Origin of the sequence: Streptomyces sp. NPDC058691, assembly GCF_042714775.1 — a bacterium.
GTDB lineage: Bacteria > Actinomycetota > Actinomycetes > Streptomycetales > Streptomycetaceae > Actinacidiphila.
Genome location: NZ_JBHXSO010000074.1, coordinates 16,916 through 31,565, shown reverse-complemented (window position 1 = coordinate 31,565; position 14,650 = coordinate 16,916). Strand labels below are relative to the sequence as shown.

At 73.0% G+C, this 14,650-nt stretch carries 15 protein-coding genes; 11 read left to right on the top strand and 4 right to left on the bottom strand.

Translation table 11 applies throughout. The features are described 5' to 3' along the window. Nucleotides 1-296: 296 nt before the first annotated feature. The 8 genes from ACFWVC_RS34575 to ACFWVC_RS34540 all read left to right on the top strand — a co-directional run bounded on the left by ACFWVC_RS34575 (nt 297) and on the right by ACFWVC_RS34540 (nt 7,652). Nucleotides 297-1,250: an ABC transporter ATP-binding protein gene (locus ACFWVC_RS34575; protein WP_384296745.1), complete on the top strand. Its 954-nt coding sequence runs from the start codon at nt 297-299 to the stop codon at nt 1,248-1,250. Beyond that, nucleotides 1,250-1,981 carry an ABC transporter permease gene (locus tag ACFWVC_RS34570; RefSeq protein ID WP_384296744.1) on the top strand — a complete coding sequence of 244 codons (732 nt, stop codon included), beginning with the start codon at nt 1,250-1,252 and terminating at the stop codon, nt 1,979-1,981. The genes ACFWVC_RS34575 and ACFWVC_RS34570 overlap by 1 nt, the downstream gene beginning before the upstream one ends. 50 nt (nt 1,982-2,031) lie before the next feature. Beyond that, nucleotides 2,032-3,246: a sensor histidine kinase gene (locus tag ACFWVC_RS34565; protein WP_384296743.1), complete on the top strand. Its 1,215-nt coding sequence runs from the start codon at nt 2,032-2,034 to the stop codon at nt 3,244-3,246. After that, nucleotides 3,243-3,866 (top strand): response regulator, encoded by a 624-nt coding sequence (locus ACFWVC_RS34560; RefSeq protein WP_384296742.1) that lies wholly within the window; start codon nt 3,243-3,245, stop codon nt 3,864-3,866. Before ACFWVC_RS34565 ends, ACFWVC_RS34560 begins: the two co-directional genes overlap by 4 nt. Nucleotides 3,867-4,565: 699 nt before the next feature. Continuing rightward, nucleotides 4,566-5,231, top strand: coding sequence for a class I SAM-dependent methyltransferase (locus tag ACFWVC_RS34555; RefSeq protein ID WP_384296741.1), 666 nt, complete (start codon nt 4,566-4,568; stop codon nt 5,229-5,231). Between the two features lie 22 nt (nt 5,232-5,253). Next, nucleotides 5,254-6,129 (top strand): N-acetylmuramoyl-L-alanine amidase, encoded by an 876-nt coding sequence (locus ACFWVC_RS34550; protein WP_384296746.1) that lies wholly within the window; start codon nt 5,254-5,256, stop codon nt 6,127-6,129. A gap of 129 nt (nt 6,130-6,258) precedes the next feature. Next, entirely contained in the window at nt 6,259-7,092 is an 834-nt protein-coding gene (locus ACFWVC_RS34545) for a hypothetical protein (protein ID WP_384296740.1), read from the top strand. Between the two features lie 218 nt (nt 7,093-7,310). Continuing rightward, nucleotides 7,311-7,652 (top strand): hypothetical protein, encoded by a 342-nt coding sequence (locus tag ACFWVC_RS34540; RefSeq protein ID WP_384296739.1) that lies wholly within the window; start codon nt 7,311-7,313, stop codon nt 7,650-7,652. Between the two features lie 99 nt (nt 7,653-7,751). Here the strand turns inward: ACFWVC_RS34540 and ACFWVC_RS34535 are convergent, their stop codons facing one another. Then, nucleotides 7,752-8,288, bottom strand: a complete 537-nt coding sequence (locus tag ACFWVC_RS34535; RefSeq protein ID WP_384296738.1) for a hypothetical protein — start codon at nt 8,286-8,288, stop codon at nt 7,752-7,754. Nucleotides 8,289-8,433: 145 nt separating this feature from the next. Here ACFWVC_RS34535 and ACFWVC_RS34530 point away from each other — a divergent pair, with 145 nt between their 5' ends. Then, complete coding sequence (locus ACFWVC_RS34530; protein ID WP_319662531.1) at nt 8,434-8,721, top strand: hypothetical protein; 288 nt, start codon at nt 8,434-8,436, stop codon at nt 8,719-8,721. A gap of 41 nt (nt 8,722-8,762) precedes the next feature. On the opposite strand, the gene ACFWVC_RS34525 is transcribed toward ACFWVC_RS34530, so the two are convergent. The 3 genes from ACFWVC_RS34525 to ACFWVC_RS34515 are packed head-to-tail and all read right to left on the bottom strand — an operon-like array spanning nt 8,763 to nt 11,987. Further along, nucleotides 8,763-9,866: a prenyltransferase gene (locus ACFWVC_RS34525; protein WP_384296737.1), complete on the bottom strand. Its 1,104-nt coding sequence runs from the start codon at nt 9,864-9,866 to the stop codon at nt 8,763-8,765. After that, nucleotides 9,863-10,600 carry a class I SAM-dependent methyltransferase gene (locus tag ACFWVC_RS34520; RefSeq protein ID WP_384296736.1) on the bottom strand — a complete coding sequence of 246 codons (738 nt, stop codon included), beginning with the start codon at nt 10,598-10,600 and terminating at the stop codon, nt 9,863-9,865. The genes ACFWVC_RS34525 and ACFWVC_RS34520 overlap by 4 nt, the downstream gene beginning before the upstream one ends. Nucleotides 10,601-10,643: 43 nt before the next feature. After that, a complete protein-coding gene (locus ACFWVC_RS34515) occupies nt 10,644-11,987 on the bottom strand; it encodes a glycosyltransferase family 4 protein (protein ID WP_384296735.1) in 1,344 nt (447 codons plus the stop codon). 380 nt (nt 11,988-12,367) lie between these two features. Here ACFWVC_RS34515 and ACFWVC_RS34510 point away from each other — a divergent pair, with 380 nt between their 5' ends. Both ACFWVC_RS34510 and ACFWVC_RS34505 read left to right on the top strand, forming a co-directional pair. Next, nucleotides 12,368-12,988, top strand: a complete 621-nt coding sequence (locus ACFWVC_RS34510) for a TetR family transcriptional regulator (protein WP_384296734.1) — start codon at nt 12,368-12,370, stop codon at nt 12,986-12,988. Nucleotides 12,989-13,518: 530 nt separating this feature from the next. After that, nucleotides 13,519-14,634, top strand: coding sequence for a prenyltransferase/squalene oxidase repeat-containing protein (locus ACFWVC_RS34505; RefSeq protein ID WP_384296733.1), 1,116 nt, complete (start codon nt 13,519-13,521; stop codon nt 14,632-14,634). Nucleotides 14,635-14,650: the final 16 nt, after the last annotated feature.

Genomic DNA, 14,650 nt, shown 5'->3' with positions numbered 1-14,650 from the left:
CCCGCGGGATCGTGCCGGTTGTGGTGGGGGTTGTCGCACAGGCGGGGGCCCGCTTGGGTGGCCCCGTCGCCCCCGGCCGGGTCTTGCGGTCCCGCCCGCGCGGGCGTCACCGCCGGGCAAGGTGCCTCGCTTCCCGCACCACCCGGGAAGCCGAGCCCACGAGCGGGACGACCCGCTCAGGCGGAGCACCCGCCTGACGCCTCGTCAGCCATGGCGCCACCCATGACATTTGTCCTGGGGAACCGCGTACTTTCCCCTCTGCCCCCGCCTTGCCCTCCCCCCGTACCGTCGTCGGCATGACGACGACTGTGAGCTTCACCCGGGCGGTCAAGACCTTCGGCGCGGTGCGCGCCGTGGACGAGGTGAACCTGGAGATCCGGCGCGGCGAGTCCGTGGCCCTGCTCGGCCGCAACGGGGCCGGCAAGTCCACCTCGATCAGCCTCCTGCTGGGGCTCGACAGCCCGGACAGCGGCGAGGTCCGGCTCTTCGGCGGCACCCCGCAGGAGGCGGTGCGGGCCGGGAAGGTCGGCGCGATGCTGCAGGACGGCCGGCCGATCCCCCGGGTCACCGTCCGGGAGCTGCTCACCTTCGTGGCCCGCACCTACCCGGCCCCGCTGCCCGTCGCCGAGGCCATGGAGCTGGCCGGGCTCACCGGCTTCGCCGACCGCAGGGCCGACCGGCTCTCCGGCGGACAGGCACAGCGCGTGCGCTTCGCCGTGGCGCTGGTCGGCAACCCCGAACTGGTCGTGCTGGACGAGCCGACCGCCGCCCTCGACGTCGAGGCCCGGCGGGCCTTCTGGGACTCCATGCGGGCCTACGCCGCGCGCGGCAACACCGTCCTGTTCTCCACGCACTACCTGGAGGAGGCGGACGAGAACGCCGACCGGATCGTCGTCATCGACCGCGGCCGGATCGTCGCCGACGACAGCGGCGAGCACATCAAGCGCGCGGTCGGCGGCAACCTGGTCGCCTTCGACCTGGCGGGCGCCGCCACCGAGGGCCTGCGGCAACTGCCCGGCGTGGTCTCCGTGGAGATCCGCGGCGACCGTGCCCACCTGCGCAGTTCCGACTCCGACGCCACCGTGGTCGCGCTCGCCGAGCGCCGCATGATCCGCGGCCTGGAGGTCACCGCGGCCAGCCTCGAGGACGCGTTCCTCTCCCTCACCTCGCGGAACGCCGACGCCGACGCCGACGCCGCGCCGGCCGGCTTCCTCCCCACCCCGACCGTCCTCAAAGAGGAGAACGTCTGATGCTGCTCGCCTACGTCACGCTGGAGATCCGCCGCACCCTGCGGGACACCGGCTTCGTGATCTTCGGGGTCGGCATGCCCGTCATGATGTACCTGCTCTTCACCAACCTCGGCGTCTCCGGCTCCGAGGAGGACAAGGCCGCCGCCCTGGCCGCGATGATCGGCATGGCCGCGTACGGGGCACTGGGCTCGGCCCTGGCCGCCGGCACCGGCGTCGCCGAGGACAAGGGGCACGGCTGGCTGCGCCAGTTGCGCATCACCCCGATGTCGCCCTCCCAGGTGGTCGTCGGGCGCTGCCTCAGCGGCTCGGTCACTGTGCTCCCCGCCATCCTCGCCGTCCTGCTGGCCGGACGTCTCGTCAACGGCGTGGACCTGCGGCTGTGGCAGTGGGGCGCGATCGCCGGCCTGCTGTGGGCCGGCACGGCTCCCTTCACTCTGCTCGGGCTCGGCAACGGTTACCGGCTGACCGCACAGACCACCGGCGTGGTCAACGTCGCCTGCAACCTCGGCCTTTCGGTGGTCGGCGGACTGTGGTTCCCCACCTCGCTCTTCCCCGGCTGGCTGCGGGCGGTCTCCCGCTGGACCCCGTCCCACCGCTTCGGGGAGCTCGGCTGGAGCGTCACCGGCGGAACGGCTCCGCACCTGGGCACCGTCGCGGTACTGGCGGGCTGGACGGCGGTGTTCGGCGCGTACGCGACGTATGCCTACCGGCGCTCGGCACGCACCGTGTGATGAACCCCCTGGGCACCCACGAGGACACGCACGAGGAAGGGAGGCCGGCCATGGCCGCGTCGGAGGAGTGCAAGGCGGCACGGGTGCCGTGGACGACCCGCGCCCGGCACGAGTGGGAGCGGCGGCGCCCGCGCGGCCCGCGGGACATCTCGGAGGCGATCGAGGACCTCAAGGCCCCGACCCCCTTGAGTTTCCTGCCCTGGCTGCTGATGGGGGTGGGCGCGCTGTCCCACCTCCTCCAGGGCGACGCGTCCAACCCCTGGCTCGGCGGGCTCGGCCTGCTGGCCTTCAACTCCCTCTATGTCGCGATCGCGTTCACCGCCTTCAAGCCCTATGCCGTGGCCCGTGGGGTGCCGCAGTTGCTGCTGCTCCCGCTGGGCGCCCTCACGTACGCGCTCGCCATCGGCTACGGCGGCAGCTGGCTGCTGTTCTTCCCGCTGCTGTCGCTGGCCGTCGGGATCGTGGTGCGGGGCCGTCACATGGGCCTGATCCTCGTCGGCCTGGCCCTCTCTGCGGGCCTGGTCTCCGGCTGGCGCAGCGACGACCTGTGGAACGGCGTCTCGATGGGTTACGGATCGCTGATCTCGGGCCTGGTGACGGCCGCGATGCTCCGGCTCTTCGACGCCGTCGCGCAACTGCGGGCCACCCGGCAGGAGCTGGCCCGGCACGCGGTCGCCGAGGAGCGGCTGCGCTTCTCCCGCGACCTGCACGACCTGCTGGGCCACACCCTCTCGGTGGTCGTCGTGAAGTCCGAGGCCGCGCGCCGGCTCGCCCCGCGCGACATCGACGCCGCCCTGGCCCAGGTCGCCGACATCGAGGCGGTCGGCCGGCAGGCCCTCACCGAGATCCGCGAGGCGGTCACCGGCTACCGCGAGGGCAGCCTGTCCACCGAGCTGGACCGGGCCCGCTCGGCGCTCACCGCCGCCGGCGTCGAGGCGGTCGTCGTGGAGACCGGCCCGCCCCTGCCGCCGCAGACCGAGGCGCTGCTGGGCTGGGTCGTACGGGAAGGGGTCACCAACGTCGTACGGCACAGCGGCGCGGCCTCCTGCCGGATCGAACTGGCCAGCGGCGGTGGGCAGGTGCGGCTGGAGATCACCGACGACGGGCAGGGCGTAGGCTCGGAGCCGACCACCTCCGGTTCGGGTCTGAAGGGCCTCACCGAGCGGCTGGCCGCGGCGGGCGGCTCCCTGCGGGCGGGGGCGGCGCCGCGCACCGGGTTCCGGGTGGTCGCGGAGCTTCCGGTGGAGGAGGAACAGGCCGCATGAGCAGCGCCGACGGCGTCGTGAAGGTCCTGCTGGCGGAGGACCAGGGCATGATGCGCGGGGCCCTCGCCCTGCTGCTCGACCTGGAGGACGACATCCAGGTCGTCGCGCAGGTCGCCGCGGGCGACGAGATCGTGGCCGCCGCGCTGGAGGCCCGGCCGGACGTCGCGCTGCTCGACATCGAGCTCCCCGGCCGCAGCGGCCTCGACGCGGCGGCGGACCTGCGGGAGCGGCTGCCCTCCTGCAAGGTGCTCATCCTCACCACCTTCGGCCGCCCCGGCTACCTGCGGCGCGCGATGGACGCAGGCGCGGCGGGCTTCCTCGTCAAGGACGGCCCCGTCGAGGAACTGGCCGCGGCCATCCGCCGCGTCCTGGCCGGGCACCAGGTCATCGACCCGGCCCTGGCGGTCGCCGCCCTCAGCACGGGGGCGAGCCCGCTGACCGCGCGCGAGCAGGACGTCCTCAACGCGGCGGTCGACGGGGCGACGGTGGCGGACATCGCGGCGAGGGTGCGGCTCTCGGAGTCCACGGTGCGGAACTATCTGTCCTCCGCGATCGGGAAGACCGGTACCCGGAATCGTATGGAGGCGGTCCGTGCGGCCCGCCACCACGGCTGGCTCTGACCTGGTCTTTTCCCCGCCCGCCCTCCCTCCCCCAACCTTCGGCCGGGGGTGCCCCCAGCCCTGTGAAGTCAGTGACCCCGACGCGCGTGGTTTGTGGGCCGGGTGCGGGGCCTCCGGGGCTGGCCATTCTGGACAGCACATTTACGTGCGTTTCCAGCACCTGCTCATCCCATCCCTGCCCGGATACCGCACACAAATATGCTCCACAGTCCAGAACGCCCACCCCTACGACCCCGCCCCCTCCGTAGTGTTCGCGCCTGATCCCCAGGAGGGGTATGGAGGCAGTCCGGGGTGGCTGCGGTTGCCTGGAGACAGCCCCACGGTGTGTGGGCGGTGACGGCTGGGCGGCTGATGTGTCGCCGCACCGACCCTCTGCCTCTGCCATGGCTGTCTTCCACCCCCCACTGGGGATCAGGCGCATGACGAAACCGAGGGGGCGGGGTCGTAGGGGTGGATGTTCTGGACGCTGCGGGATATTTGTGTGCAGCATCCGGGACAGGACGGGATAGGCAGGTGCTGGAAACGCACGTAAATATCCCAGTCCAGGACGTGCAGCCCCGGAGGCCCCGAACCCGGCCCACCCCGCACGCGCGCCGGGGCGCCCGGACTTCACAGGGCTGGGGGCACCCCCGGCCGAAGGTTGGGGGAGGGCGGGAGGGCGGGGAAAAAACCCCACGGCCATAGGGGACGATAGGCCCCATGCTCACGCCCACACCCCCCGCAGACGCCCTCGCCGCATTCACCGCGGCCAAGGGATTCATGCCCCCGCACGAGGGCCTCGCCCTGTACGCCGCCGCCGCGGACGCGGCCACGCGGCTGCCCGGGCTGCCCCTGCTGGAGGTCGGCACGTACTGCGGCCGGTCCACGATCCTGCTGGCCGCCGCCGCGCGGGAGGCGAAGACCGTCGCCGTCACCGTCGACCACCACCGCGGCAGCGAGGAGCAGCAGCCCGGCTGGGAGTACCACGACCCGACGCTGGTGGACCCGGAGGTCGGCCGGATGGACACGCTGCCGTCGTTCCGGCGGACCCTGCACGCGGCGGGCCTGGAGGAGTACGTGATCGCGGTCGTGGGGCGGTCCCCGCAGGTGGCCGCGGTGTGGGGGAAGCCGCTGAGCCTGGTCTTCGTCGACGGGGGCCACACCGACGAGCACGCCACGAACGACTACGAGGGCTGGGTGCCGCATCTCGCCGAGGGCGGCCTGCTGGTGATCCACGACGTGTTCGCGGACCCCGCCGACGGCGGCCAGGCGCCGTGGCGGATCTACCGCCGGGCTCTTGAGTCGGGGGCGTTCACGGAACTCTCCGTGACCGGTTCGCTGCATGTCCTGCGGCGTACGGGCGCGGGAGCCGGACCCGGCCGATAGCATCGCGGACGTGTTCAAGACGATGGGCAACCCCGCCGTGGTCGTGACCGCGGCGCTGGTACCGACATGTACGGCGGCGTGGCTGGTGTGGGGCGCGGCGAGCGCCCCCGCGGACCAGGGGCGCAACAGCGACGTCCCGCAGAGCGTGGCGGCGCTGCCATCGGTGCGGCCGTCCGTCCACCCCACGAAGGCGCCGTCCCGGCCCCCGCGGACGGGCAGGCAGCTGGCCGGCCGGGTCGTCGTGCTCGACCCCGGCCACAACCCCACGAACAACCGGCACACCACCGAGATCGCCCGCAAGGTCGACATCGGCACCGCCCGCAAGGAGTGCGACACCACCGGCACCGCGACCAACGCCGGGTACCCGGAGGCGTCGTACACGCTGGACGTGTCGCGCCGGGTGCGCAAGCTGCTCCAGGACCGGGGTGCGACGGTGAAGCTCACCCAGGACGGCGACCGCCCTTACGGCCCGTGCATCGACGAGCGGGCCAGGATCGGCAACAACGCGAAGGCGGACGCGGTGGTGTCGGTGCACGCCGACGGTTCGGCGGCGGGCAACCGCGGCTACCACGTCATCCTGCCCGCCTCCGTCCACAAGGGCGTCGCGGACACCCGGGCGATCACCAAGCCCTCCCGGCTGCTCGGCACCGCCCTGCGGGACCACTTCGGGGACGCGACCGGCACCAAGCCGTCCAACTACATCGGCGGCGGATCGGGCCTGGACGTCCGCGGCGACCTGGGCGGGCTCAACCTCAGCAGGGTGCCGAAGGTGTTCATCGAGTGCGGCAACATGCGCGACCCGAAGGACGCGGCCCTGGTCTCCAGCGCGGCCTGGCGTCAGAAGGCCGCCCAGGGCATCGCGGACGGCATCACGGCGTACTTGGAGGGCCGCGGGTGAGCGGCAGGTGAGCGTTGGGTCCCGATCGTGTCACCGGAGCCCGTACCGGTCGCATCCGCCGGCAACACCCCCCATACGATGGGAAACACGTGGCTAGAGCGACGACGAGACGACTGACAAGGACCCCTAGTGAATAACCGCTCCCTCACCCGAGGAGACGGCGCGGTGATCGGCGCGGCGCTCCTGCTGCTGATCGCCTCGTTCCTGAACTTCTACACGCTCAAGGGATGCAGCTCCGACGAGTGCGGGGCCAGCGCGTGGAAGAGCGAGCTGTTCCCGCTGCTGCCGTCGGTGCACCTGCTGGGCCTGATCGCCGCGGGGCTGTTCATCGCCGCCCGCTTCCAGCCCGAGGGCCGCAAGGTGCTCGGCATCGGTCTGGAGCAGTGGGGCGCGGTGCTCGCGGTCGCCGCGGCGTGGGACGCCCTGTGGTCGCTGTTCAACGGCCAGGAGGCGTGGGAGCTGGGTGCCGGCGCCTACCTGTCGTTCATCGCCGCCGCCGCGCTGGCCGCGGTGATACTGCTCTCCCTGCAGGGCCTGCCGGCCCTCAAGGCGGGTCTGCTGCCGGCGCCGCGCCCGCAGCAGCCCCAGCCGCAGCCGTACGGGCAGCCGGGCCAGCCCTACCCGGGCGCCCAGCAGACGGGGCAGACCGGCTACGGCTACCCCGGGCAGCAGCCCGCCCCCGACCAGTCCTTCGGCGGCGGCAGCGCGCCGCAGTACGGCTACCCGCAGCAGCAGCAGCCGTCGCAGCCCCAGCAGCCCGCTGCGGAGTTCGCCGCGTTCTGGTTCGCGGTGCCGGTGGCGCGCCCGCTGTACGCCGAAGACGGCTCGGGCTCCCCGATCGCCGAACTCACCCCGGGCACCTGGTACCTGGCGGTCGATCAGCACGGCCAGTCGCTCGTCGCCCAGACCCAGGACGGCCGCCGCGGCGTCCTCCAGGACACCAGCGGCATCCAGCGCGGCTGACCCGTTCCGGCACGCTTCACCAACTTCGCCCCACCGGCCCGCCGGTGGGGCGAAGTTCTTTCCCAAGCGCAGGTAAATAAAACATATGAGCTTTGACAGGGACAGGTAAGGTACGCGTCTGTCCCGCGATCACACGATCGCCACATCTGCACACGGGAAACACAGTGAATCTCGACTTCAGCGCCTAACCGCTCTTCTCCTGGTACGTCGTACTCCTGATGGTCAGCGGCATCGCGATGATCGTCATCGGCGCGGTCAACTCCACAGGCCTCAGCCGCGGCTGGCGCGCCTTCAACGTGCTCGCCGGTCTCGCCTTCACCGGCTACGGCATCTACCTCGGATTCATCTTCCACGGCGGCGAGTACGTCATCTTCTTCAAGGCGTTCATCCTGCCGGTCTTCGTGGTCATCAACTTCTTCCGCGCGCTGGCCGCCCGGACCAGGGTTCCCGCCGCCCCGCAGCAGATGATGGCGCCCCCGGCGCCGCCCGCCTACGACGCGGCGGGCACGGTGCCCGCGCCGGCTGCCACCCCCGTGGCGAGCCCCACGCAGCAGGCCTGACAGCGCGACACACGGGAGCCGTGCCCCGGACCGTACACACGGTCCGGGACACGGCTCTGTCGCTTCCGGGGGGGGCGGGCCCGCCGGGACGGCGCGGAGTCAGCCGGCCGCGAGCTGGCTCAGCGAGGGGACCTGGTCAGTGACCTTGGCGCCGCCCTGCTGGCCGGCGGACTTCACGTTGCCGATGGTGTCCTGGAAGGTGCTGACGACGTCGTCCGTGCCCTCGCCCTTGCGCAGTTTCGACGGCAGGTCCTTCAGCGCGTCGATGCCGGTCGTCAGCGGCGCGACCAGCTTGGACAGGGTGGGGTCGGACTTGGCGTTGACCGAGGCGGCCTTGAGCCGGTTGTACGCGAACGCCCCGGCCAGTCCCGCCTTGACCAGCGCGGTCTTGCGGCCGTCGGCGCCCTTCTTGAACTTGCCCGCCCGGTAGGGCTTGACGATCCACTGGTAGGTGGCGCCGGCGGCGAGGCCGGCATTGGCCACGAAGCGGGTCTTGGCCAGCTTCTGCTTCTGCGCCGAGGCCGTCGGGCTCGCGGTGCCGGCACTGCCGGTCGTGTCGGAGTCGCCGCCGCAGGCGGGAACAAGGAGGAGCAGACCCGCCATCAGAAAGGCGGTCAGGACGCGGCGCAGGGGCATGTGGGACTCTCCGGAGGGGGATGCGGTGCGTGTTCGCATCCTCACCCGGGGTCCGGTGTCCGGCCAGCGCAGCGGGCCGTACGGGGAGTCACGCAGTGGCCGGGGCCGGACGTTTGCATCACCCGATCGGGGCAACACGGCAGGTATGTCCAGACGATATCGCGGCAATCTCGCCGCCACGATCATCATGGTCGTGGCGGATGTGGCGGCATTCATCCTGATCCTGTGGATCGTGCTGTGGATGCTCGACGCCAACCGGGCGAACGACCTCGTGGAGTGGATCCACGACATGGCGACCTGGCTCGGCGGTTGGGCCCACAACATCTTCTCCCCCGATTCGGCGTGGGCGCGCACCCTGCTGAACTACGGCCTGCCGGCGGCGGTCTACCTGATCATCGGGCACGCCGTGGCAGGACGCGTCAACCGGGCCTGACACCCGGCACACCGACGACGGCGCCGGCCCCCCGGCCGGGCTCAGCCGCCGGAGCAGCAGCCCGCGGCCTCCGGAACGAGCCCCAGGGGAAGCCGGTCGCCCCCGAAGACCGCCGTCGTCGCCTCGTCCCCTCCCAGGGCGGCGACGGCCAGCAACACGGCGCCCGCGGTCCAGGTCGTACGCTCCTGCGGCCAGAACGCCGGGGCGTCGCCCGTTTCGGCATCCCCTTCGAAGACGTACCCGGTCCAGTACATGCCGTCCTCGGCCCGCAGGTGCTGGATCGCGGCGAGGATCTCCACCGCGCGGTCGGACTCGCCCATCGCCCAGAGGGCGAGGGCGAGTTCGGCGCTCTCACCGCCGGTCACCCACGGGTTGGGGACGACGCAGCGCACACCGAGACCGGGCACGACGAAGTCGTCCCAGCGGGACTCCAGGCGCTCCTTGGCGACCGCGCCGCGCAGCACGCCGCCGAGGATCGGGTAGTACCAGTCCATCGAGTAGCGGTCCTTGTCCAGGAACCGCTCGGGGTGGCTCAGCACGGCGTGCCCCAGCGCGCCGGCGGCCAGCTCCCAGTCGGGCTGCGGGTCCTCGCGGTGCTCGGCGACCGCCAGCGCGCAGCGCAGCGCCTGGTACATCGAGGAGCAGCCGGTCAGCAGCGCCTCGTGCGGGTACGTCCCGTCCTCCTCCCGCTTCCAGGCGATCGGGCCGCCGGGCAGCCGCAGCTCCAGCACGTACTCGATCGCCGCGTACAGCACCGGCCACATCCGCTCCAGGAACGCGTCGTCCCCGGTGGACAGGTAGTGGTGCCAGATGCCGACCGCGATGTAGGCGCAGAAGTTGCTCTCCCGGCCCCGGTCGGTGGGCTCGCCCTCGGCGCCGTCGGCGTAGCCGTACGCCGCGTACCAGGAGCCGTCCTGGTTCTGGCGGCGGGCGAGCCAGGTGTAGGCCGCGTCGGCACGGTCGTGCTCGCCCGCGGCGTCCAGCGCCATGGCGGCCTCGACGTGGTCCCACGGGTCGAGGTGGCCGCCGTCGAACCACGGTATGGCGCCGTCGGGGCGCTGCGCCGCCGCGATGCCGGCGACGGTGGCCGCTGCCTGCTGCGAGGTCAGGACGCCGGGCAGGACGAGGTGTTCGGTCCGCCTCACGCGTCGACGCCCGCCTTCGGGGCGTGCGGCTTGGTCGCGTAGGCGACGAAGCTCTTGCCGATCAGCGGGTTGAGCGCGTTCTCGGCGAGCCGGGTGGCCAGCGGCTTCTTCATGATGTCCCACACCAGCAGCTTGTGGTACAGCTTCACCGGCAGGGCCTTGTCGTTGTCCACGCCGACCGCGCACTTGATCCACCAGTACGGGGAGTGCAGCGCGTGCGCGTGGTGGGAGCCGTAGGGGCGCAGGCCCGCCTCACGGATCTTGCCGAGCAGTTCGTCGGCCCGGTAGATCCGGATGTGACCGCCCTCGACCTCGTGGTACGCGTCCGACAGCGCCCAGCAGACCTTCTCCGGGCCGTAGCGCGGCACGGTGATCGCGATCAGCCCGCCCGGCTTGAGGACCCGGACCATCTCGGCCAGCACGCCCTTGTCGTCCGGGATGTGCTCCATGACCTCGGAGATGATGACCCGGTCGAAGCTGTCGTCGGGGAAGGGCAGGCTGAGCGCGTCGCCCTCCATGGCGGTGGCGGTCGCGCCGGCCGGGGCCTCGCCGGCCTCCTTCATGGCGGCGAACCACTTGGCGACCTCGCGGATCTCCTCGCCGTTGCGGTCCAGGGCGACCACGTCCGCACCGCGCCGGTAGCACTCGAAGGCATGGCGGCCCGCGCCACACCCGAGGTCCAGGACGCGGTCCCCCGCGGCGAGGGGGAACCGGGAAAAATCGACGGTCAGCACGGAGCGTCGCCTTTCTCTTGCGGCGGTCGTGTGCGGCGCGGCATCAGATCCGCGTCGCCTGCGGGGCGGGGGTGCGTGCGGGGGTGCGTACGGGGCGGGGTCGCGGGCCCCCGGCGGCCTCGATCACCGCGCGGTAGTGCTCCGCGGTGCCGATGGCGGCCCGCTCCCAGGTGAAACGGGCCAGGACGCGTTCCCGGCCGGCGCGGCCGAGCCGGCGGCGCAGCCCGGAGTCGGCCAGCAGCCGGCCGAGCGCGGCGGCCAGCGCGCCGGAGTCGCCCGGCGGAACGGCCAGGCAGGTCTCGCCGTCGGGGCCGGCCACCTCGGGGATGGCGCCGCCGGTGGTGGCGACGAGCGGCGTGCCGGTCGCCATGGCCTCGGCGGCGGGCAGCGAGAAGCCCTCGTACAGCGAGGGCACACAGGCGACCTGCGCGCTGCGCACCAGGTCGACCAGTTCCGCGTCGCTGATGCCCTTGACGAACCGCACGGCGCCGGAGAGGCCGAGGCGTTCGATGGCCGCGGCGACCGGGCCGTCGTCGGCGCGATTGCCGACCACGACCAGGTGCGCGTCGGGCTGCTCGGCGCGGACCTTCGCGAGCGCCTCCACGAGGTGGATCAGGCCCTTGAGCGGGACGTCGGCGCTGGAGGTGGTGACGATCCGGCCGGACACCTCGGGCACCGACGGGTCGGGCGAGAACAGCCGGGTGTCGGCGCCGATGTGCACCACGTGCACCCGGTCCTCGCGCACCCCGAGGTGGTCGACGATCTCCTGGCGGGAGGTGCCGGAGACGGTGAGCACCGAGGGCAGCCGGCGGGAGACCCGCTTCTGCATCCGTGTGAAGCCGTACCAGCGGCGCACCGAGGCACGGCGCTTCCAGCCCTGCGCGGCGTCCAGCTCCAGCTGCCGGTCGACGGTGATCGGGTGGTGGACGGTCGTCACCAGCGGCGCGCCGAGCGCGCCGGGGCCGCCGAGCAGGCCGTAACCGAGCGTCTGGTTGTCGTGGACGACGTCGAAGGCACCGCGCCTGGCGGCCAGATGGCGGCGGGCCCGCAGACTGAACGTCAGCGGCTCGGGGAAGCCCCCGGTCCACATCGTGGCGACCTCGAGGGCGTCGACCCAGTCGCGGTACTCGCCGCGCCCCGGCGTGCGGAAGGGGTCCGGCTGGCGGTAGAGGTCGAGGCTCGGAAGTTCGGTGAGGGTCACTGCGCCATCGGGGTCGTCGACGACGTCCAGGACGGGGTAGGGCTGGGCGCCGATCACCTCGACGCGGTGGCCCAGGCGGGCGAGTTCGCGGGACAAGTGGCGGACGTAGACGCCCTGGCCCCCGCAGAACGGGTTCCCCTTGTAGGTGAGCAGCGCGATCCGGAGCGGCCTGGCCTCTGCGGTCACTCCCGGCCCCCTTCTCACTGCACTTCGGCCGGAGCGTAGCCGCCCGCGCCTCGCTAGAACAAGTTTCAGATTCGGTTACTCGGGAGTTGCCCGAGAGCTTGAAGATACCTGCCCCGGCGTGGGCACCCTGGGCCGGGACAGGTGATTCGCGCCACTGTGCGGGACCCCGCCGGGAAATCCCCCGGCACACCGTTCACGGCCGCCCGGCGGCGTGGCCGGAGAGAGCCCTTGGCAGGGCCTCCGGCGGGGCTCTTGAGGGCTCCTGAGGACTCCTGAGGGTCTCTTGACGGGGGCCCGGCGAGCTCCGGGCAGCCCGCCGCGGGCGGGGAAGGCGCGGTAATCTGGGGGGCATCTCCGCGCCGCACACCGGATTGGGCCAGATGACCGCAGCTCCCCAGCCGTCCCCGGTGCAGCTGACAGAGCGCCAGGAAGCGCGCCGCCGCCGCATCCTGCGCACCAGCGCGGCGCTCGCCGGCCGGGGCGGCTTCGACGCCGTGCAGATGCGCGAGGTCGCCGAGCGTTCGGACGTCGCGCTGGGCACGCTGTACCGCTACTTCCCCTCCAAGATCCACCTGCTGGTCGCCACGATGCAGGACCAGCTGGAACACCTCCACGAGGCGCTGCGCAAGCGCCCGCCCACGGCCGCCGGGCCGGCGGAGCGGGTGGCCGAGACGCTGGTCCGGGCGTTCCGCGCCCTGCAGCGGGAGCCGCACCTCGCGGACGCGATGGTGCGCGCCCTGACCTTCGCGGACCGCTCGGTCAGTCCCGAAGTGGACGCGGTGTCACGGCTGACGACGGCGATCATCCTCGACGCGATGCGGCTGGACGGGCCGCCGAGCGCCGAGTTGCTGTCCGCGATCCGGGTCATCGAGCACACCTGGCACTCGACGCTCGTCACCTGGCTCTCGGGCCGTTCCTCGATCGCCCAGGTCAAGATCGACCTGGAGACCGTCTGCCGCCTGATCGACCTCACCGCTCCCCCGGAGCCGGCCGCGGGCTGAGCGCCGACCGTGCGGGAGCGGGCGTGCGGGAGCGGGCGTGCGGGAGCGGGCGTGCGGGAGCGGGCGTGCGGGAGCGGGCGTGCGGGAGCGGGCGTGCAGGGCGGAACGGCGCGGTGGCGCGCGGATGTCGCGTCGCCGGGATGGGCTCGACGGCGCCGGGGGGCTCGGGCGGGTCCGGCGATCCCCGTTCGTGTCCGCGGCGGCCGCGCCCTGCCCCGCTGACGCATCGTCGGAGAACGACCCCGCCACGGAACTGATACCCGTTCCAGTCGCCATGGCCCATGGAGCACGGCGACGGCACCGCTCGCGGCGCAGCCTGCGCGGGGCCGGGCCGGGCACGGGCCCGGTCGCATACGCGGCGGTATGAGTCGTTCCGGTAAGGGCGTTGTGAGGGTCATGTGATCATCGCCGCACGGGGTGGCCACATCGAGGTACCGGCATCCGGTTAAAGTGTGCTCGAACGACCCGTCCGGTGCCGTGTCCCGCGCCCTCCCGCCGCGCGCGACCGCTCGACCGAAAGGCACCCGCCGATGCCTCTGCGCCGCACCTCGGCGGCGGTCCTGGCCGCCTTCAGCACCCTGGCGATCGCCGCCTCGCCGGCCCCCGCGACGCGCCCCGCCGCGCTGTACGGCGCGGCGGATCCCACGTACGACGGCGTGTGGCGCCAGTCGTACGCGCTGCTCGCGCTGCACGCGGCGGACACCCCGCCCGCCGAGGGGGCGGTGGACTGGCTGGCCGGGCAGCAGTGCGCGGACGGCGGCTTCGCCTCGTACCGGGCGGACCCCACCGTGCCCTGCGACACCGGGGCCGAGGACACCAACGCCACCGGCATAGCCGTGCAGGCACTGGCCGCCTACGGCGAGGACTTCGCCGCCAAGCGGGGCGCCGACTGGCTCGCCAAGGTGCAGAACCGGGACGGCGGCTGGTCCTACAACCCCGGGGGCGCCACCGACGCGGGCTCCACCGGCGTCGCCATCGGCGCGCTCAAGGCGGCCGGGACCGATGTGAAGTCCGTGACCACGGACGGGATGAGCCCGTACGACGCCCTGCGCTCCCTGCAACTGCCCTGCGGGCACAAGGACGGCGGCGCCTTCACCCACCAGCGGCAGTCGGGCACCGGCGCGCCGGCGGCGGACGCCAAGGCCACCGCGGACGCGGTGCGCGCGGCCGAGGGCGCCGGCTTCGTGGTCGAGGCTCCCGCCCAGGACATGCCGCCGCGCACGGCCTGCGCGGGCAGCGCCGCCGACGCGGGCGCCGCCTGGCTGGTGCGCCAACTGAGTGCGGGCGGCGGCTATTTCAGTTCCGGACCGCAGATGCCCGACTTCGCCACCACCGCCGACGCGGTGGTCGCCCTCGCCGCCGGCGGCCATCTCGACGCCGCCCGGGACACCTACAACTGGCTGGCCGCCCACGGCGAGGGCTGGTCGCAGGACAACCCCGCCGCGCTAGCCCAACTGGCCCTGGCCGCATACGCGACCGGCAATCCCACCCGCGACCCCGTCACCCGGCTCAGCGCCCTCGTGCCCCCTCCGGAGCAGCGCGCCGAGTCCTCGGGGGGCGGCTCGGTGTGGTGGCTGGCCGGCACAGGGCTCGTCGTCGTGCTCTGTCTCGGCGTGCTGCTCGCGGGGCGCAGGACCCGTATCTGACGGCCCGCCAGGCGCC